The organism is Bradyrhizobium sp. Ce-3, from assembly GCF_022835695.1.
In the GTDB taxonomy this organism is placed as follows: Bacteria; Pseudomonadota; Alphaproteobacteria; order Rhizobiales; family Xanthobacteraceae; genus Bradyrhizobium.
Map to the genome: position 1 here is coordinate 626,771 of NZ_BQUV01000003.1, position 19,278 is coordinate 646,048.

Below are 19,278 nucleotides of genomic sequence, written 5' to 3' on the forward strand. Positions count from 1 at the left end.
CATGAATCAGTGGCTCGACGATCTCAGGACCGCGACCGCCTTTCTGACCCGCCTGCCGATGCCGCATCCGGACGGCGCGCGGCCGGAGAGTTTTGCGCGGGCGCAGCGGCTGTTTCCGCTGGTCGGGGCGGCCATCGGGGCGGCGATCGGCCTGTTCTGCCTGCTGCTGCGGGCGGTCGGCGTGCCGGACCTTGCCGCGGCGGCGCTCGCGCTCGGCGGGGGCGCGCTGCTGACCGGCGCGCTGCATGAGGACGGGCTGGCCGATGTCGCCGACGGCTTCGGCGGCGGCCGCGATCGAGCGGCCAAGCTCGAGATCATGCGCGACAGCCGGCTCGGCACCTATGGCGCCCTGGCGCTGCTGGTGAGCTTTGCCACCAAGCTCGCGGCGCTGGCAGCGCTTCCCAACGGCATGGTGGTGCAGGGCCTGATCGCGGCGCATGCGCTCGGCCGCGGCGTGCTGCCGTGGATCGCGATCAGCCTGCCTTACGCGCGCACCGATGGGCTCGCGGCCAATGCCGGCCGGCCCGATGGCACGATTGCCGCGGTCGCCGCGGGTCTCGCGCTGCTGATCGCAATCCTCGCGCTGCCGTTCGCGAGCGCGCTGCTGGCGGCGATCGCAGCCGGCGCGAGCGCGCTGGGCATGGCGCAGCTGGCGAGGTCGCAGATCGGCGGCCAGACCGGCGATGTGCTCGGCGGCGCCGAGCAGGTCGCGGAGACCGCGATTCTGGTGCTGCTCGCGGCGCGGTTCGGGTAAGCGATGGTTGACGAAACGCATCTCTGGCTGATCCGCCACGCGCCGGTCGACGGGCCGCGCGGTGTGATCCACGCGCTGGATGCACCGGCGGACCTCGGCGATGCCGCCGCGTTCGCGACGCTGCAGGCGCGGCTGCCGCTTCACGCCATCGCGGTTTGCAGTCCGGCGCGGCGCACCAGCGAGACCGCGGCAAGGCTCGGCCTGACGGCAACGGAAGACGACGCCTTTCGCGAGCAGGATTTCGGCGAGTGGACCGGCCGACGCCACAGCGAGATCGAAGCCGAACTCGGCGAAGCGGCTTATCGCGCCTTCTGGCAATCGCCGGGCACCAACCGCCCGCCCGGCGGCGAAAGTTTTGCCGACCAGATCGGCCGCGCACGGGTTGGGCTTGCGCGCCTGCCCGCAGGTGATGTCGTGCTGGTCGTGCATTCCGGCACCGTCCGCGCGATCCTCGCGATCGCGCTCGAGCTGGCGCCGGAGCTCGCGCTGCGCTTCGTCATCGACCCGCTGTCACTGACGCGGATCGACCGGCTTGAGAATGCCTGGCGCGTGGTCGCGGTGAATGGGCGCTGATACGTGCGCTGCCTTCGATCCGTCATTCCCGCGCAAAGGCTTCGCCTTTGTCGCTGGAGGTGCGAGCGGAGCGAGCCTCGAAGAATGAATCGGGCACCAGCGGGCCGTCGACCCTTCGAGACGGCTGTTGCGCAGCCTCCTCAGGGTGACGGTGATAGATTGAGCGCGCAGCTCTACCCCGTCATTGCGAGGAGCGTCAGCGACGAAGCAATCCATTTTCTCCATTTGCGGTGCGATGGATTGCTTCGCTTCGCTCGCAATGACGGGGAGGGGACCTGCGCTTCTACCCGTTCCGCCGCTGGCCGCGCAGGGTCGGCAGGCCGATGCCGGCAGCGTCGAAGCCGCCGTCGACGGCGAGGATCTGTCCGGTGATGTAGCTTGAGCGATCCGAGCACAGGAAGAAGATCGCTTCCGCCAGCTCCTCCTCCAGCCCGTAACGATTCAGCGGGATCGCGTCGTGATAGTCGGCGCGGATCTCCGGCGTGTGCACGGCCTTGGCCATCGCGGTCTCGACCGGTCCCGGCGCCACGCCGTTGACGCGGATGCCGAGCGAGGCGAGCTCGACCGCGAGCTGCTTGGTGAGATGCGCAAGCCCGGCCTTGCTGGTGCCGTAGGCCGAGCGCAATGTCGAAGCGCGCACCGCAGAGATCGAGGTGATGTTGACGATCGCGCCGCCGCCATGCTCGCGCATCACAGGCGCCGCCGCCTTGGTGCACAGGAACGGGCCGGTGAGGTTGACCGCCATGATCCGGCTCCAGTCGGCGTCCGAGGTCTCCAGCACCGGCGCGAACACGGCAACGCCGGCGTTGTTGACCAGCGCGTCGAGCCGGCCGAAGCGATCCACGATCGCGGTAATCGCCTGGGCCACGCCGGCGGCATCCGCTACGTCGCAGGTCAGCGCCAGCGTGGTGTCGGGCTGCTTCAGCGCCGCCACCGCGCTCTCCAGCAGCGTGCCCTCGATGTCGAGCAGCGCAACGCGCCAGCCGTCGGCGAGAAAACGCTTCGCAGCCGCAAGCCCGATACCGCGCGCGGCGCCGGTCACGAGTGCGACTTTTTGTGGGGAGGGAGTCATCGGGCGGTCCATCGGTTCGGGCAGGCGGCATGCTTTTGCTGAAAGCAGCGTCTGCGACCTTTGGTTCGCTCTGTCAACCGGGTCCCGTTATCCGTCACCCTGAGGTGCGAGCCTTGCGGCGCAATTGACGGGGAGGGATTAAGGCGCGTCTCGAAGGATGAACGGCCCCCAGCCCGGGCCGTCCATCCTTCGAGGATCGCACCGTGCCTACGCTGCGAGCTCGGCGGAGGCGCGCTGCATGTTGGTCGACATATCCTGCGTCACGATGCTCTGCTCCTCGACCGCGGCGGCGGTGGAGGTGATGTACTCGTTGACGCCGGCGATCGCCGCCTTGATCTCGGACAGCGAGGTGACCACTTCGGCGGCGATCGAGTTCAGCGCATCGATCTCCGAGGAGATCGTGTCGGTCGCCTGCTTGGCCTGGTTGGCGAGGCTCTTCACCTCGGAGGCCACCACCGCAAAGCCGCGGCCGGCTTCGCCGGCGCGCGCCGATTCGATCGTGGCGTTGAGCGCGAGCAGGTTGATCTGGCCGGTGATGCTCGAGATCATCTCGACGATGCCGCTCATCGCCTGCGCTGCGGCATTGAGCTTCTGCGCCTGGCCGTCGGCGGCCTCGACGCGACCGGTGGCGACCGCGGCGTTCTGCTTCGACTTGGTCATGGTCTCCGAGATCTCGCGGATCGAGGCGCTCATCTCCTCGCTGCCGGCGGCGACCGCCTCGATCAGGCCGCGTGCGCTGTCGGCCTTCTTGCGGCCGATCGCCTGTGCGGTGATGTCGGTGGCGTACTTCACCACCTTGTAGGGCTTGCCGTTGAGATCGAGGATCGGGTTGTAGGAGGCCTGGATCCAGATCTCGCGGCCGCCCTTGGCGATACGCTTGTACTCCGCGGCCTGGAACTCGCCCCGGTTCAGCGCGCCCCAGAACTCGCGATAGCCGTTCGAGCTCGCCTCGGTGGGCTCGACGAACATGCTGTGATGCTTGCCCTGGATCTCTGCAAGCGAATATCCCATCGCTCCGAGGAAGTTCGGGTTTGCGGTGCGGATCGTGCCGTCCATGTTGAATTCGATCACGGCCTGCGACTTGCCGATCGCATCGATCTGGCCGTCATTGTCGGCGGCCTTCAGCTTCTGCTGGGTGACGTCGGTCGCGAACTTGACGACCTTGAACGGCTTGCCGCGGTCGTCGAGGATCGGGTTGTAGCTGGCGAGGATCCAGATCTCCTTGCCGCCCTTGGCGAGCCGCTTGAACTCGCCGCCCTCGAATTCGCCGCGGTTCAGCCGCGCCCAGAAATCGCGATAGGCCGCGCTGTCGCGGTCGGCCGGCGGCATGAAGATGCTGTGATGCTTGCCCTGGATCTCGGCCAGCGAATAGCCCATCGCGCCGAGGAAGTTCTCGTTGGCATTGACGATGGTGCCATCCATGTTGAACTCGATCACCGCCTGGGCACGTCCGATCGCGGCGATCTTGCCGGCATCTTCCATGCCGTGGATCTTCTGCGCGGTGATGTCGGTGGCGAATTTGACGACGCCGACCGGCTTGCCGTTCTTGTCCAGGATCGGGTTGTAGGAGGCCTGGATCCAGATCTCGCGGCCGCCCTTGGCGACGCGCTTGTATTGCGCAGCCTGGTACTCGCCGCGATTCAGGCTCGCCCAGAACTCGCGATACTCGCGGCTGTCGCGCGTGGCTGGTTCGACGAACATGCTGTGGTGCTTGCCCCTGATCTCGTCGAGCGTGTAGCCCATCGCATTCAGGAAGTTCTCGTTGGCGTCGACGATGGTGCCATCGAGCTTGAACTCGATCACCGCCTGCGATTTGCCGATCGCTGCGGCCTGCGCCAGTGCGTTGTCGATCTTTGCCTTGTTGCTGAAGCTGAACATCAGGGCTCCGTGAAGGGTCAAACTATGAAACGGGATGGGAAAAGCGGATCGTGGCAACTCACGGAAAGGTTGCAGCGAGCCGTTTAGCATCGGTAAAGCCTGCGGCGTGGCACCAACTGCATAATGTACGGATGCACGCGCGCATCTAATTCAAGTTGCGAGGTATTTCTTCAATATGCACGTTAGCATCCATAGTTCGCATGCGATGTTCACCGTAATCTTACGGACCAAAATCGACGACAACTTTCGTCTGATGCGGATGATCGCAACGCGCCCACTTCAGCAACGCTGATAGGCCTATTACGAAGTCTGATATTGTCCGCTGTTTCGTGGGCTGATCGTGCAAGTTGATTCGCGTTCGCGACAACGGCGCGTCGCGTCGATTCTGATGGGCGCCACGCCCGGCGGCCGCAAAAAAATCGTCGCACGAGATGTCGGCGGGGCGATCTCCGCTTCGTCCTCGTGACACTGGTTCCATGATGGAGTTCTGATGTCGCTCACCCTGCATTACCACCCGCTGTCCTCGTTCTGCTGGAAGGCGCTGGTCGCGCTCTACGAGAACGGCGCGCCGTTCACCCCGAATCTGGTCAATCTCGGCGATCCCGCCGAGCGCGCGGCATTGCTCGCGCTGTGGCCGATAGGGCGCTTTCCCGTGCTCCGCGACGAGACGCGCGGCGAGACGGTGCCTGAATCGAGCATCGTCATCGAATATCTCGACCGGCACTACCCCGGTGCCACACGGCTGATCGCCGAAGACCCGGAGCTCGCATTGCAGACCCGGCTGCGCGACCGCTTTCTCGATCTCTACGTTCATCTGCCGATGCAGAAGATCGTCGGTGACCGGTTGCGGCCCGCCGACGCCAAGGATCCGCATGGCGTCGCCGAGGCGCGGGCGCAGCTCCGCACCTCCTATGCGATTCTCGACCAGCAGCTCGCCCATGGCGGCTGGATGATGGGTGAGGGTTTTGGCCTCGCCGATTGCGCCGCCGCGCCGGCGCTGTTCTACGGCAACAAGGTCGAGCCGATCGGGGAGGGCCACCGGCATCTGGCAGCCTATCTCGAGCGGCTGCAGGCGCGACCGTCTTTCGCGCGTGTCCTGAACCAGGCCGAGCCTTATTTCGGCATGTTCCCCAAGGAGACTTGAGGGGAACCCTTGGGTTCGACGGGCTGCGAAAATAAATCGCGGCCCGCTGTCGCTTTCGGGCCGTTCCATTCGTCTTGCATTTGAGGCCCGGGTTCTGGAGCACTTCGCGCTCCGGAGGCCCGGGCGAATAATGTGGAGACGACATGGCTGCAGCTGGCAACAGGGCGGAGATCATCCGCGGGCTCTTTGCCGCCTATCTCGCCAATGACCGCGCGAGCGTCGAGGCGGCGTTTGCGGAGAATTTCCGCTTCTCGACGCCCTACGGCGAGAACATCGACAAGCCGCGCTATTTCGCCGAGTGCTGGCGCGACTCCGGCTGGATCGGCCGTCACGAGATCGAGCGCATCATGGTCGACGGCACTGAGGCCTTCGTCACCTATCGCTGCGTCGGCCGCGACGGCAAGAGCTTCCGCAACACCGAGTTTGTCGTGTTCGATGGCGACAAGGTGTCGCGCATCGACGTCTATTTCGGTCCGTCACATCAGGACGGCGAACTCGTCAGGCAGGATCGATAAGGCACCCCCGGTGATGGCGCTCGCTCGTCGCCGGCGGGGCGCAAATTCTGAAGGAAACCTGGAAGATGTCCATTGCGCGTGAGAACAGCGGCCTGTCGCAGGCACGGCTCGGACGCATGCACGAGGTGCTGGCACGCCATGTCGATGGTGGCGATGTTCCTGGCCTCGTGGCCTTGGTCAGCTGTCGCGGCGAGATCCATGCCGATGTGCTTGGACGTATGGCGGTGGGCGGAGCGCCGATGCAGCGTGACACCATCTTCCGCATCGCCTCGATGACCAAGCCGGTGACGGCGGCCGCCGCGATGATCCTTGTCGAGGAGTGCCGGCTCAGGCTCGACGATCCCCTCGACCGCTGGCTGCCCGAGCTCGCCGATCGCCGCGTGTTGCGTACCATCGAGTCCGAGATCCATGACACGGTGCCGGCGAGGCGCGCGATCACGCTGCGCGATCTTCTGACCTTCCGTCTCGGGCTCGGCATGATCCCGGTGTATCCGGCACGCTACCCGATCCAGATGGCGCTCGCGGATGCCGGCTTCGCGCCGGGGCCGGTCTTTCCGTCGTTTCCGCCGGACGAACTGCTGCGCCGCTACGGCGCGCTGCCGCTGGCCTATCAGCCCGGCGAACGCTGGCTCTACAACACCGGGAGCCTGATCCTCGGCGTCCTGATCGCGCGTGTTGCCGGAACCTCGTTCGCGGACTTCCTGCAGCAGCGGATCTTCGGACCGCTCGGCATGAACGATACGGCGTTCCACGTGCCGCAGCACAAGCTGTCGCGGTTCGCGACGTGCTATGGCGGCGATCCTGCGACCGGCACGCTGAAAGTGTTCGACGAACCCGCGACCGGCAGATACGCGGCGCCGCCAGCGTTCGAGAATGGCGGTGCCGGGCTGGTGTCGACTGCGGATGATTTCAACGCCTTCGCGCAGATGCTGCTCAATGGCGGCCGGCTCGGCACCGAGCGCATCCTGTCGCGTCCCTCGGTCGAGTTGATGACCTCGAACCAGATCACGCCGGAGCAAAAGCAGGGATCCGAATTCCTCCTCGGCGCCGGGCGCGGCTGGGGTTTCGGGCTGTCGGTGCTCACCGCGCGCGACGATCTCGCTCATGTGCCGGGTCGTTACGGCTGGGAAGGCGGTTATGGTACCTCCTGGTTTTCCGACCCGCGCGAGGCGCTGACTGGAATCCTGCTGACCCAGCGCATGATGGATTCGCCGCAGCCGCCCGCGGTGTTCGCCGATTTCTGGACGCTCGCCTATCAGGCGATCGATGACTAGCGCCTGTTACGTTCCGATTGAAATCGGAACGGGGCGCCAGATTCTTGTTCTGACGCGTTTTCTTTGCGCGAACCGGTATCCACTTCGCTCGAAAACGCTTTAGCGCGGAGCGCACGTCAATGACCTCGGAAATAATTTCAAGCGCCGTGTCGGGATCGCAAACTCTGCACCGTCTTTTCAATCGAGCGCCGATGCTGAGATCGGCTGAGAGACAACGGAGCAAGACGATGAAGTTCATGGTGATCGTGAAGGCGAACAAGGATACCGAAGCCGGCGTGATGCCGAGCACCGAGATGCTTGCTTCGATGGGCAAGTTCAACGAGGAGATGGTCAAGGCCGGCGTGATGCAGGCCGGCGAGGGGCTGCATCCGACCAGCAAGGGTGCGCGCGTCAAATATGCCGGCGGGCAGGGCACCGTGAGCCATGGACCGTTCAGCGTGACCTCCGATCTCGCCTGCGGCTTCTGGATGATCGAGACCAAATCGCTCGATGACGCGATCGACTGGATGAAGCGCGCGCCGTTCGACGCCGGCTCCGAGATCGAGATCCGCCAGGTGTTCGCCGCGGAGGATTTCGGCGAGGCGCTGACGCCCGAGTTGCGCGAGCAGGAAGAGCGCATGCGTGCGCAGGCTGGCAAGAAGTGAAACCGAACGTCATTCCGGGAAATCGCCGGGGCGATGCTCCCGGAATACCAGACCGCCGCCGCGGGTCCTTGATTGCGGGCCGGCGCCGTGTGGGACTTCCAGGGATGACCAAAGTGAAGATTGCGCGTGCTTCAACAGACAAGGAAATCCGACCAATGCGTTTCATGATGCTGATGATCCCGCAGGGCTATGAGTCCGCGCCGGCCAAGCTCGAGCTCGACCCCGAGCGGGTCGCCGCGATGATGCGATACAATCAGGCGCTGAAGGACGCCGGCGTGCTGATCACGCTGGAAGGCCTGCACCCGCCGGCGACAGGTGCGCGCGTCAGGTTCGACACCGGCACGCCCATCGTGACCGACGGTCCGTTCACCGAGGCCAAGGAAGTGATCGGCGGCTTCTGGATGATCGAGGTCGCCTCGCGGGCGGAGGCGGTCGAATGGGCCAAGAAGTGCCCGGCCACTGCCAACGAGATGATCGAGATCCGCCAGGTGCAGGAGATGGCGGATTTCTCCGAGGAGGTGCAGCAGGCGGCCGCCAGCTTCGAACATCCGCAGGGCGGCTGGGGCAAGGCGTTGCGCTGAACCAACATGATCCAAGTCGCGACGCCGCGGCAAAGCGGCTTCGCATCACCGAACCATCGTCAATCAGCAACCACCACAACGGAGACGTACAATGAGCACCAACACCTTCCTTGCCGTCTATCTCGGCGGCGGTAAAACCGGCTCGCGGATCGAAGCCTGGAACGCGCTGCCCGAGGCCGAACGGCGCGCCAAGGAGCAGCAGGGCATGGCCGCGTGGGGTGCGTGGGTCGAGAAACACCACGACGTGATCGTCGAGATGGGCGGACCGCTCGGCAAGACCAAGCTGGTCGGCGCCGGCGGCACCACCGACATCGCCAATCTGATGACCGGCTTCACCGTGGTGCGCGCGGCCTCGCATGAGGCGGCGGCAAAGCTGTTCGAGAACCACCCGCATTTCTCGATCTTCCCGGGCGAAGCCGTGGAGATCATGCCGGTGCTGCCGATCCCGGGCCGGTAGTCCTGGCCGCAGGCTCCCTGAACCTCCCCCGTGTGCGGGGGAGGTCGTCGCGCGCGGCGCGGCGGATGGCGGCCCTCTCCACGGTGTGACCCCCGGGGAGAGGGCCGCTGCTCGCCAGTTGCGGACGTCGCGTCCAGGTCACGCTGGGCAGGTCACGCTGGGCAGCAATCAGAAAACCCAAACCTGAAAATTGCGTGGAGGTCTTGCGCCATGGCGAAGCTCGTCTTCGGACTGAACCAGTCGCTCGACGGCTATGTCGATCACGATCAGCCGATGCCGCCCGAGCCCGGGCTGTTTCGCCATTTCATCGAGCAGCTGCGCAGCCAGACCGGCATGCTGTATGGCCGCCGCATGTACGAGGTGATGCGCTATTGGGACGGCGACCTTGCCGAGTGGGATACGGACGAGCGCGAGTATGCGGCGGTGTGGCGGAGCCGGCCGAAATGGGTCGTGTCGCGCACGCTGACGTCGGTCGGACCCAACGCGCATCTCGTCGATGGTGACCTCGAGGCGGCGGTGCGAGGGCTGAAGGCGCGGCTCGACGGCGAGATGGAAGTCGCCGGACCGGAACTCGCCGGGAGGCTGACCGAGCTCGGCCTGATCGACGAGTATCAGATCTACCTCCGGCCCGTCGTGCTGGGTCGCGGTAAGCCGTTCTTCACCGGGCCCCGCGGCCCGCTCCGCCTCGTGGCGAGCGATCGGCTGGGCCAGAACACGATCAGGTTGACCTACGTCCCGGCCTGACAGCGCTGCGCGGAAGCCCTCGACAGGCTGATCCGTTAATCTTGATTAACGCGTCGTCGCCCCGCTAGTGACCTTTACCGCCGGCTCATGTAAAAGCCGTTCACATGAGCTGGCGCAAGGACCAAGGCCGCGCCGAGCGCGGCTATCATCACGGCAATCTCAAAGAGGCGTTGCTGCAGGCCGCCCTCGACCTGATCTCGAAGAAGGGGCCGGCCGGCTTCACCTTCGCCGATGCCGCGCGGATGGCCGGCGTCAGCCCCGCCGCGCCGTACCGCCATTTCCGTGACCGTGACGAACTGATCGCCAGCATTGCGCAGCGCGGCTTCGAGCAGTTCGAGTCGCTGCTGACGCAGGCCTGGGACGACGGCCGTCCTGACACCGTCTCGGCGTTCGAGCGGGTCGGCAAGGCCTATCTCGCCTTCGCGCGCGAGGAGCCCGCGTTCTACTCCGCGATGTTCGAATCGGGCCTGCCGGTCGATTCCAATCCGACCTTGATGGCGGCAAGCGAACGCGCTTTCGCGATCATCCGTGCCGCCGCCGAGCGGCTCGCGGCGCTGGCGCCGCCCGGCACACCGCGCCCGCCGGCGATGATGATGGCGCTGCATATCTGGTCGATGTCGCACGGCGTCGCCTCGCTGTTCGGCCGCGGCGATGCCGCGCGGCGCAAGCTGCCGATGTCGCCGGAGGATCTGCTCGAGGCCGAAGTGCTGATCTATCTGCGCGGCCTTGGCTTCCTCACCGATCGCAGGCCGGGCACCGACGCAGCCGACGACAAGCCGGCCGGCGAGAAGGCCGGTCCGTGGGGCAAGCCGAAATAAGGTTCAACGGCTGGCCTAAAAATAATCCGAGGGGTGCGTCATCTGCTCTGCTTGACTTTCCCAAGGGCTCGGCTATCTATGTAAATGTTATTTACATTCACAACGGCGTGATTGCCGTCATGGAGAAGGAAATGGCCTACACCGCTGATGTCAATCGCTGGCGCGGCCCCGTCGAAGAGCCCTACCGTCCCTACTTCTACGCGACGCCGTGGCATCCCCTGAAGATCGCCGGGATCATCCTCGGCTTCATGATCTGGTGGCCGATCGGCCTCGCCCTTCTCTTTTTCACACTCGGGAGCAGAAAAATGGCCTGTTGGAGTCACTACGATCAGGATCGCTGGGCGAACAAGATGGAGCGCATGCAGGACAAGATGGAGCGGATGAAGAGCCGCATGGAGCGCCGCGGCTTCCCGTTCGGCGGCTTCGGCCCGCCCTCCAGCGGCAACCGCGCCTTCGACGAGTACCGCCAGGACACGCTGCGCCGGCTCGAGGAAGAGCAGGTCGAGTTCAAGAACTTCCTCGATCGCCTGCGCCACGCCAAGGACAAGGAAGAGTTCGACGCCTTCATGGCGCAGCACAAGACCCGGCCGACCCCGCCGAACGACCAGCCGCCCCAAGGCTGACTTTGAAGGCTGGCTGATCCCGCGAGGCAAGCGCTGAGCCTTCAGGCGATGTGCCCCCATAGAACCTGATGGCCTGAGCCGCCCGTTTGCGATGAGCAAGCGGGCGGTTTGCATTTCGGGATGATGACGCCCACTCTATCGTTCGGACGGACGACGAGGGCAAGACGATGACGGGATCAGCGACGGCTCATTCTGACGATCTCTGGCGCGCGATCCGGCGCGAAGCGGAAGCGGCTGTCGTCGCCGATCCGTTTCTCGAGGCCGCGGCCGCCTTCATCCTCGATCAGGGCGAGTTCGGCGGTGCGCTCGCCTTTCTGATCGGTCGCGCTATCTGCCGCGCCGAGCCCGATCGCGCGCCGTTCATGCGCGTGGCGCGCGAAGCCTATGCGGCCGAGCCCGCGCTGATCGATGCCGCGGCCATTGATCTCGCCGCGATCGTGCGGCGCGATCCGGCGATCACGGGCTTTCTGCCGCCGTTCCTGAACTTCAAGGGCTACGTCGCGCTGCAGGCCTGGCGGGTGTCGAACTGGCTGTGGCGCGAAGATCGTCCCGACCTGGCGCTCATGATGCACAGTGCGGCGGCGGACCAGCTGCAGATCAGCATTCACCCGTCGGCCCGGATCGGGACGGCGGTCTTCCTCGATCACGGCACCGGCATCATCATCGGCGCGCGGGCCTCTGTCGGCGACGAGGTCACGATCCTGCAGAACGTCACCATCGCGCGGCATCAGGACGACCCGTGTCACGCGCCGACCATCGGCCATGGCGTGCTGCTCAGCGCCGGCGCCACCGTGATCGGACATCTCAAGATCGGCGATTTCGCCAGGATCGGCGCCGGCGCGTTGGTCACCTCCGACGTACCCGCCGGCTGCACCGCCGTCGGCGTGCCGGCGCGGCTGACCAATTGCGCAGAGGCGGGGGCGTCAACGCTCTCGTGAGGTGAGCACGCCGCCAAGGCTCCCTCCCCCGCATCCGCCTTCGCCAAGAGGCTTCGGCGGACAAGAGGGGGGAGGGAGCCTTGGCGGCGTGCTCACCTTACTTCAATGATGCAGCGACGCGATCACACCCTCACACATTTGAGCCATGGATCGCGTCGATCACCGCATCGGTCACTTCCTTCGTCGTCGCCTTGCCGCCGACGTCGGGCGTCAGCACGCCGGCCGCGCACACCTTCTCGACCGCGGCCATCAAGCGCGCCGCGGCATCCTTCTCGCCGAGATGCTCCAGCATCTGCGCGCCGGTCCAGAAGGTCGCGACCGGGTTGGCGATGCCCTTGCCGGTGATGTCGAAGGCCGAGCCGTGGATCGGCTCGAACATCGACGGGAAGCGGCGCTGCGGGTCGATGTTGCCGGTCGGCGCCACGCCGAGGCTGCCGGCCAGCGCGCCGGCGAGATCGGACAGGATGTCGGCGTGCAGATTAGTGGCGACGATGGTGTCGAGGCTCTTCGGATGCAGCGTCATCCGCACCGTCATGGCGTCGACCAGCATCTTGTCCCAGGTCACATCGGGGAATTCCTTCGCCACTTCGGCGGCGATCTCGTCCCACATCACCATGCCGTGGCGTTGCGCGTTCGACTTGGTCACCACGGTGAGGAACTTGCGCGGCCGCGACTGCGCGAGCTGGAACGCGTAGCGCATGATCCGCGTCACGCCGACGCGGGTGAACACCGCGACTTCGGTGCCGACCTCTTCCGGCAGTCCCTTGTGCGCGCGGCCGCCCATCCCGGCATATTCGCCTTCGGAATTCTCGCGCACGATCACCCAGTCGAGATCGCCGACGCCGACATTGCGCAGCGGCGAGGCGACGCCGGGCAGGATCTTTGTCGGCCGCACATTGGCGTACTGGTCAAATCCCTGGCAGATCGGCAGCCGCAGGCCCCACAGCGTGATGTGGTCGGGCACGTCGGGCGCGCCGACTGCGCCGAAATAGATCGCGTCGAACTTCTTCAGCTCGGCGAGGCCGTCGGCGGCCATCATCACGCCGTGCTTCTTGTAATAGTCCGAGCCCCAGTCGAAGGTCTTGACGTTGAAGCTGATGTCGCCGCTGCGTTTTGCGAGTGCCTCGAGCACGCGGACGCCCGCGGAGATCACTTCGGGGCCGATGCCGTCGGCGGGAATGGCGGCGATGGAATGGGTACGCATGGGGTCTCTCCGATCTGTTGTTAGCGGGTTCGCACGGGATTGGGTTGGGGTTCGGCAGCAGCAGGTGCGTTCTGCGCACGCGACAGCAGCAAGGTGAGCACGGCCGACAGCACCAGCAGGCCGGCGACGAAGTAGAGGCCGCCGTCGAAGCTGCCGGTGCGTTCCTTGATCCAGCCGATCATCGCCGGCCCGACGAAGCCGCCGAGATTGCCGATCGAGTTGATGGTGGCGATCCCGGCTGCTGCGGCCGAGCCGGACAGGAACATGGTCGGCATGCTCCACAGCGGCGGCTTCGAGGAGGAGATGCCGATATTGACCAGGGTCAGCGCCGCGATGACGGCGGCGAGGCCGGTCCATAGTCCCGCCAGCGCCAGTCCCGCCGCCGCCACCAGGCAGGCCAGCACCACGTGCCAGGTGCGTTCGCCGGTGCGGTCGGAATGCCGCGCCCACAACACCATCGCGATCACGGCGACGGTCGCCGGCACCGCATTGAGGAAGCCGACCTGGATCGACGACAGGCCGAATGCCTTGATGATCTGTGGTGCCCACACACCAAGCGTGTAGAGCCGGGCCGAGGTGCCGAAATAGACCAGCGCCAGCGCCAGCACGCGCGGGTCGGCAAGCCCGCGCCAGATGCTGTGGCTCGCGGTGGCGGCCTTGCCGTCGTTCTCCGCCTTCATGGTCTTGACCAGCCAGGCGCGCTCGTCATCGGCGAGCCATCGGGCCTGTTCCGGCCGGTCGGTCAGGAAACCGAGCACGACGAAGCCGAGCAGCACGGCGGGTATGGCCTCCAGCACGAACAGCCATTGCCAGCCCTTGAAGCCGAGCAGTCCGTCCATCTCCAGCAGCGCGCCCGACACCGGCGAGCCGAGCACGGTCGAGAGCGGTGCCGCGGCCATGAACAGCGCGGTGACGGCGGCGCGCTGCCGTGCCGGGAACCAGTAGGAGAGGTAGAGGATGATGCCGGGGAAGAAGCCGGCTTCGGCGGCTCCGAGCAGGAAGCGGAGCACGTAGAAAGAGGTCGCGCCCTGCACCAGCGCCATCGCCGCCGAGACCAGGCCCCAGGTGATCATCACCCGCGCGATCCAGATCCGCGCGCCGATCTTGTGCAGGATGATGTTGGATGGCACCTCGAACAGGAAATAGCCCCAGAAGAAGATACCGGCGCCGAAGCCGTAGACGGTCGGCGACAGGCCGATGTCCTTGTTCATGGTCAGCGAGGCGAAGCCGATATTGACGCGGTCGATGAAGGCCACGAAGTACAGCAGCATGATGAACGGCACGATGCGCAGGGAGATCTTGCGCAACACGCGCGTGCCAAGCTCGCTTTCCATGGGCTTCCTCAGGGGTTCGTGTTGTTCGTTGGGACGGCGCATGTCGCGCGCCATCGGGAAGCCTAGAAGGCTGTGCCCTTCCGCTTCAACCCGCGCCGGTTTATACAAAAAAATGATATAATCGCCGTAGTCGCCCGTCGTTGCGAGGAGCGAAGCGACGAAGCAATCCACCGCTCCGCGTATGCGGTCCAATGGATTGCTTCGCTTGCGCTCGCAATGACGCCGGCCAGCACTGGAGTATGTCGTGGAACTGCACCAGCTTCGCTGCTTCGTGGCGGCTGCCGAGGAGTTGCATTTCGGCCGTGCCGCGCAGCGCCTGCAGATGATGCCGTCGGCGCTCGGCCGCCACATCAAGCTGCTGGAGGAGGATCTCGGGGTCCGGCTGTTCGCGCGCACCACGCGCGCGGTGTCGCTGACCGAGGACGGCGCCGTGCTGCTGCGCGAGGGGCGCGCGCTGCTCGGCCGCGCCGAGGCGATCGAGGACGGCTTTCGCCGCCGGCTGCGCAAGCCGCAGGCGCGGCGCTTCCGGATCGGCGCGATCGACAGTGCCGCCGCCGGCCTGCTGCCGCTGCTGCTGCGCGATCTCCGCGCCGCCCATCCGGACGTGGCCGTGCAGCTGCTCGAGGAGAAGACCATCCGGCTGCTGCCGAAGCTGTTGTCCGGCGCGCTCGATCTCGCCTTCGTGCGCCCGCCGGAGCGGCCCGACCGCCGCATCGAATTCGTCCCGCTGCTGCAGGAGACCGCCGTGGTGGCGCTGTCGCACACGCATGCGCTGGCGCGGCGCAAGCAGATCGTGCTGCCCGACATCGCCGATCAGCCCCTGATCGTGCCGGAGCGCCGCTCGCGGCCGCACAGCCACGATCTCACGACAAAACTGTTCGACGAGGCCGGACTGACGCCGCGCATCCAGGAGATCGCCGACGAGAAGCAGACCATCGTCAACATGGTCGCGGCCCGGCTCGGCGTCGCCATCGTGCCGCGCTGGACCGCGCGGATGGCGATCCCCGGCGTCCGCTTTGTACCGCTCCGTCTGAAGCGCGGCAGCGCCGCCGGCCGCCTGCCGCTCGCCGCCGCCTGGCTGAAAGGCTCCCGCGACCCGGTTCGCGACCAGGTGATCGCGGTGCTGGAGGCGAGATTGAAGAGTTACGCAAGGGAGGCGTAGGTGCCGTCATTCCGGGGCGTGCGAAGCACGAGCCCGGAATCCATTTCACGGCGCGTTCTGCGGCCTGATGGATTCCGCGCTCGCGCCAAGTGGCGCGCCCTCAGGTGCGCGATTTGCGCACCGGGGAATGACGAGGGGATGGAGGCGTGATCTGGCGAGCGAAAAAAGTGTCGGCTATGTCCCCGAACACGTCGGTCATGTCCCCGGACCAAACATCAGGCCGGGCGATGACACTGAGATGGGGTGTGCGATAGCAGTGCGTTGGATGGCGCGAGAACCATCCTCATTGTCGTCCTGGCGAAAGCCAGGACCCATTACTCCAAATCTCGATTGTTGCGTGACGCTGGGGCCGCGATCCCGTTCATCACTGAATGCGGTGGCTATGGGTCCTGGCTTTCGCCAGGACGACGTTGGAGAGCCCGCGTCCGCCTAGCTCACATACACCAGTCCATACACATACGACTTCGGCCCCTTGCTGCTCACCCAGTCGCCTTCCGGCGGATGGTCGCCCTGGTCGGCCGGCAGCACATTCCAGGGGCGGCCGGCGCAGGACTGGGTCGCCGGATCCCAGCCACCCAGCCCCAGCCAGGCCGGTGCTCGATCCAGTAATCCTGGTCCTGACGCTGGTAGCCGGTGGTTCCATCCGGGCGGGTTTTCCTGACAAAGCGATAGACGAGGTCGTCGCTCTGCCCGAGGCAGCTCAAATCTCTCCCGGTTCTGCGGATCGGGCATGAGTTCCTCGTTTGTAGACTCCCGTTATGTTATAATATAACAACCAATCCATGGCGCACACGCACTCCCACGACCACCACCATCACGGCCACGGCCATCCCCACGGGCACAGCCACGGGCCCTCGGCGCATCCGGCCCAGGCGGCGCACTGGTCGATCCTGCGCATGCCGGTGCCGGCCCGGCTGCTCGCCGCGCTCGCGGTCAGTGCCTGCCTGTGGGCCGTCATCTGGCTGGCGATGAGGTAGACCAATGGGCGCGCTAGTCACTTTCCGCGACGTGACGCTCGGCTATGACCGCCACCCGGCGGTGCATCATCTCAATGGCGCGGTCGAGGCCGGCGCGCTGCTCGCCGTGATCGGCCCGAACGGCGCCGGCAAGTCGACGCTGCTGCGTGGCATCGCCGGCGTGCTGAAGCCGCTGTCGGGCGTGATCGATCTCGACGGGCTCGAGCACCGCGACATCGCCTATCTGCCGCAATCCGCCGACATCGACCGTACGTTCCCGATCTCGGTGTTCGATTTCGTCGGCACCGGCCTGTGGCGCGCGACCGGCTTCTTCGGCGGCATCGGCAGGGCAGCGCGCGGCAAGATCCTGGCGGCACTCGCCGCGGTCGGCCTCAACGGCTTCGAGAACCGTCCGATCGGCACGCTGTCCGGCGGCCAGACCCAGCGCATGCTGTTCGCGCGCGTGCTGCTGCAGGACGCCCGCCTGATCGTGCTCGACGAACCCTTCAACGCCATCGATGCCAAGACCACGGCCGACCTGCTGGCGCTGGTGAAGCGCTGGAACGGCGAGGGCCGCACCGTGCTGGCGGCGCTGCACGACCTCGACATGGTGCGCAACAATTTCCCGGAAACGCTGCTGCTGGCGCGGGGCCCGGTGGAATGGGGGCCGACCGCAGAGACGCTGACGGCGGACAATCTGATGGTCGCGATGCGGATGTGCGAGGCGTTCGACGACTCGGCCGGCGCCTGCGTCGTCGATCCGCGCTCACGGGCCGCCTGACGCCGATGCTGACCGACGCGCTGATCACGCCCTTCACCGAATTCGAGTTCATGCGCCGCGCGCTCGCGGCTGTCATCGCGCTGTCGCTCGGCGGTGCGCCGATCGGCGTGTTCCTGATGCTGCGGCGGATGAGCCTGGTCGGCGATGCCATGGCGCATGCGATCCTGCCGGGCGCTGCGATCGGCTTCCTGCTGTCCGGACTCAATCTGTTCGCGATGACGACCGGCGGCCTGATCGCGGGCTTTACCGTCGCGCTGCTTGCCGGCCTCGTCGCGCGCACCACCGAATTGAAGGAGGACGCCTCGCTTGCGACCTTCTACCTGGTCTCGCTCGCGCTCGGCGTGACCATCGTGTCCATCAAGGGCACCAATATCGACCTGCTGCACGTGCTGTTCGGCAACATCCTCGCGATGGACGATCAGACCCTGCTGGTGATCGCCTTCAACGCCACGCTCACGCTGCTGGTGCTGGCGGTGATCTATCGCCCGCTGGTGATCGAATGCGTCGACCCGGTGTTCCTGCGCACGGTGAGCCGGGCCGGCGCGCCGGCGCATCTCGCCTTCCTGGCGCTGGTCGTGGTCAATCTGGTCAACGGCTTCCACGCGCTCGGCACGCTGCTCGGCGTCGGGCTGATGATCCTGCCGGCCGGCATTGCGCGGTTCTGGTCGCGCGACATCACCACCATGATCTGCATCGCGGTCGCGAGCGCGATGCTGTCGGGCTATGCCGGGCTGGTGCTGTCGTACCAGACCCGGATTCCCTCCGGCCCCGCGATCATCCTGGTCGCGGCGGGGCTCTATATTGTGTCGCTGCTGTTCGGCAATGTCAGCGGCCTGGTGCGGCAGCTGTTCCCCGGCCGCCATCTCGAGGCATGACGACGATGCGGCGGTTGTTCGGTTTGATCTGTCTGGCGCTGATGCTGGCGAGCGGCACGGCGCGCGCCACTGATCGCATCAATGTCGTCGCGAGCTTCTCGATCCTCGCCGACATGGTGCGCAATGTCGGCGGCAATGCCGTCGACGTGACGGCGCTGGTCGGGCCCGACGGCGACGCGCATGTCTACGCGCCGACGCCGGCGGACGCCAGGAAGGTCGCCGACGCCAGGCTGCTGGTCATCAACGGCCTCGGCTTCGAGGGCTGGCTGCCGCGCCTGCTGCAGGCCTCCGGCAGCAAGGCGCCGGTCGTGGTCGCGACCAAGGGGATCATGCCGCGGAAGATGGGCGGCCATGACGATCCGCATGCCTGGCAATCCGTCGCCAATGCCAAGATCTATGTCGTCAATATTCGCGACGGGCTGATCGCCGCGGCCCCTGACCAGGCGGCCGTCTTCAAGACCAATGCCGACGCCTATCTGGCCAGGCTCGAGGCGCTCGACCGCGAGGTGCATGAGGCGGTGGGACGCGTGCCGGAAGCGCGCCGCAAGGTGATCTCGACCCACGGCGCGTTCGGCTATTTCGCCGATGCCTACGGGGTCACGTTCTTCTCGCCGCAGAGCGTATCGACCGATTCCGAGCCCAGCGCGCGCGATATCGCCGCCATCATCGCCCAGATCAAGGTCGCGAAAATTCCGGCAGTTTTTCTCGAAAATATCAGCGATCCGCGCCTGATCGAGCGGATCGCGGCCGAGACCGGCGCCAAGGTCGGCGGCACCCTGTATTCGGACAGTCTGACGGGCGAAAAGGGTCAGGCACCCACTTACATTGATATGGTCAGGCACAATATAAAGGCCCTGACCAGCGCGCTCGCCAACTAGGGCAGGGGCCTCCCTGCCGGGTCGAGCGCCGCGACCAGCATGATCCGGAAAAGTGGGGTCCGGCTTTCCGATA

Annotated in this window: 21 protein-coding genes; 17 read left to right on the forward strand and 4 right to left on the reverse strand. The window is 66.1% G+C overall.

The features are described from left to right. The first annotated feature begins 1 nt into the window (after position 1). Positions 2-754: an adenosylcobinamide-GDP ribazoletransferase gene (gene cobS, locus BRSPCE3_RS14055; RefSeq protein ID WP_244066400.1), complete on the forward strand. Its 753-nt coding sequence runs from the start codon at positions 2-4 to the stop codon at positions 752-754. Between the two features lie 3 nt (positions 755-757). Further along, complete coding sequence (locus BRSPCE3_RS14060; RefSeq protein WP_244066401.1) at positions 758-1,327, forward strand: histidine phosphatase family protein; 570 nt, start codon at positions 758-760, stop codon at positions 1,325-1,327. Positions 1,328-1,610: 283 nt separating this feature from the next. Here BRSPCE3_RS14060 and BRSPCE3_RS14065 read toward each other — a convergent pair whose 3' ends face one another. After that, on the reverse strand, positions 1,611-2,399 hold the full coding sequence (locus tag BRSPCE3_RS14065) for an SDR family NAD(P)-dependent oxidoreductase (RefSeq protein ID WP_244066402.1): 789 nt from the start codon (positions 2,397-2,399) through the stop codon (positions 1,611-1,613). Between the two features lie 207 nt (positions 2,400-2,606). After that, positions 2,607-4,277: a PAS domain-containing methyl-accepting chemotaxis protein gene (locus BRSPCE3_RS14070; protein WP_244066403.1), complete on the reverse strand. Its 1,671-nt coding sequence runs from the start codon at positions 4,275-4,277 to the stop codon at positions 2,607-2,609. Positions 4,278-4,767: 490 nt separating this feature from the next. On the opposite strand from BRSPCE3_RS14070, the gene BRSPCE3_RS14075 reads away from it, so the two are divergent. The 10 genes from BRSPCE3_RS14075 to BRSPCE3_RS14120 all read left to right on the forward strand — a co-directional run bounded on the left by BRSPCE3_RS14075 (position 4,768) and on the right by BRSPCE3_RS14120 (position 12,015). Next, positions 4,768-5,421, forward strand: a complete 654-nt coding sequence (locus BRSPCE3_RS14075; protein WP_244066404.1) for a glutathione S-transferase family protein — start codon at positions 4,768-4,770, stop codon at positions 5,419-5,421. Positions 5,422-5,564: 143 nt separating this feature from the next. Next, positions 5,565-5,936, forward strand: coding sequence for a nuclear transport factor 2 family protein (locus tag BRSPCE3_RS14080; RefSeq protein WP_244066405.1), 372 nt, complete (start codon positions 5,565-5,567; stop codon positions 5,934-5,936). A gap of 65 nt (positions 5,937-6,001) precedes the next feature. Next, positions 6,002-7,210 (forward strand): serine hydrolase, encoded by a 1,209-nt coding sequence (locus tag BRSPCE3_RS14085; RefSeq protein WP_244066406.1) that lies wholly within the window; start codon positions 6,002-6,004, stop codon positions 7,208-7,210. A gap of 227 nt (positions 7,211-7,437) precedes the next feature. Continuing rightward, a complete protein-coding gene (locus tag BRSPCE3_RS14090) occupies positions 7,438-7,854 on the forward strand; it encodes a YciI family protein (RefSeq protein WP_244066407.1) in 417 nt (138 codons plus the stop codon). A gap of 155 nt (positions 7,855-8,009) precedes the next feature. Next, positions 8,010-8,435 (forward strand): YciI family protein, encoded by a 426-nt coding sequence (locus BRSPCE3_RS14095; RefSeq protein WP_244066408.1) that lies wholly within the window; start codon positions 8,010-8,012, stop codon positions 8,433-8,435. A 91-nt stretch (positions 8,436-8,526) separates the two neighbouring features. Further along, positions 8,527-8,892 (forward strand): hypothetical protein, encoded by a 366-nt coding sequence (locus BRSPCE3_RS14100; RefSeq protein WP_244066409.1) that lies wholly within the window; start codon positions 8,527-8,529, stop codon positions 8,890-8,892. A gap of 210 nt (positions 8,893-9,102) precedes the next feature. Then, on the forward strand, positions 9,103-9,636 hold the full coding sequence (locus BRSPCE3_RS14105) for a dihydrofolate reductase family protein (protein WP_244066410.1): 534 nt from the start codon (positions 9,103-9,105) through the stop codon (positions 9,634-9,636). Positions 9,637-9,740: 104 nt separating this feature from the next. Continuing rightward, positions 9,741-10,454 (forward strand): TetR/AcrR family transcriptional regulator, encoded by a 714-nt coding sequence (locus BRSPCE3_RS14110; RefSeq protein WP_244066411.1) that lies wholly within the window; start codon positions 9,741-9,743, stop codon positions 10,452-10,454. Between the two features lie 131 nt (positions 10,455-10,585). Continuing rightward, positions 10,586-11,077 carry a DUF2852 domain-containing protein gene (locus BRSPCE3_RS14115; RefSeq protein WP_244066412.1) on the forward strand — a complete coding sequence of 164 codons (492 nt, stop codon included), beginning with the start codon at positions 10,586-10,588 and terminating at the stop codon, positions 11,075-11,077. 167 nt (positions 11,078-11,244) lie between these two features. Further along, positions 11,245-12,015 carry a serine acetyltransferase gene (locus tag BRSPCE3_RS14120; RefSeq protein ID WP_244066413.1) on the forward strand — a complete coding sequence of 257 codons (771 nt, stop codon included), beginning with the start codon at positions 11,245-11,247 and terminating at the stop codon, positions 12,013-12,015. A 130-nt stretch (positions 12,016-12,145) separates the two neighbouring features. On the opposite strand, the gene BRSPCE3_RS14125 is transcribed toward BRSPCE3_RS14120, so the two are convergent. Both BRSPCE3_RS14125 and BRSPCE3_RS14130 read right to left on the reverse strand, forming a co-directional pair. After that, on the reverse strand, positions 12,146-13,219 hold the full coding sequence (locus BRSPCE3_RS14125) for a tartrate dehydrogenase (protein WP_244066414.1): 1,074 nt from the start codon (positions 13,217-13,219) through the stop codon (positions 12,146-12,148). 20 nt (positions 13,220-13,239) lie between these two features. Further along, positions 13,240-14,553, reverse strand: a complete 1,314-nt coding sequence (locus BRSPCE3_RS14130) for an MFS transporter (RefSeq protein ID WP_244066415.1) — start codon at positions 14,551-14,553, stop codon at positions 13,240-13,242. A 244-nt stretch (positions 14,554-14,797) separates the two neighbouring features. Here BRSPCE3_RS14130 and BRSPCE3_RS14135 point away from each other — a divergent pair, with 244 nt between their 5' ends. The 5 genes from BRSPCE3_RS14135 to BRSPCE3_RS14155 all read left to right on the forward strand — a co-directional run bounded on the left by BRSPCE3_RS14135 (position 14,798) and on the right by BRSPCE3_RS14155 (position 19,205). Next, positions 14,798-15,715: a LysR family transcriptional regulator gene (locus tag BRSPCE3_RS14135; RefSeq protein WP_244066416.1), complete on the forward strand. Its 918-nt coding sequence runs from the start codon at positions 14,798-14,800 to the stop codon at positions 15,713-15,715. Positions 15,716-16,497: 782 nt separating this feature from the next. Next, positions 16,498-16,692, forward strand: a complete 195-nt coding sequence (locus BRSPCE3_RS14140) for a hypothetical protein (protein WP_244066417.1) — start codon at positions 16,498-16,500, stop codon at positions 16,690-16,692. 4 nt (positions 16,693-16,696) lie between these two features. Continuing rightward, entirely contained in the window at positions 16,697-17,452 is a 756-nt protein-coding gene (locus BRSPCE3_RS14145; protein WP_244066418.1) for a metal ABC transporter ATP-binding protein, read from the forward strand. 5 nt (positions 17,453-17,457) lie between these two features. Then, complete coding sequence (locus tag BRSPCE3_RS14150; RefSeq protein WP_244066419.1) at positions 17,458-18,327, forward strand: metal ABC transporter permease; 870 nt, start codon at positions 17,458-17,460, stop codon at positions 18,325-18,327. Positions 18,328-18,332: 5 nt separating this feature from the next. Further along, the gene (locus BRSPCE3_RS14155; protein WP_244066420.1) at positions 18,333-19,205 is read left to right on the forward strand and encodes a metal ABC transporter substrate-binding protein; all 873 of its coding nucleotides are present in this window, start codon (positions 18,333-18,335) and stop codon (positions 19,203-19,205) included. Positions 19,206-19,278 lie beyond the last annotated feature (73 nt).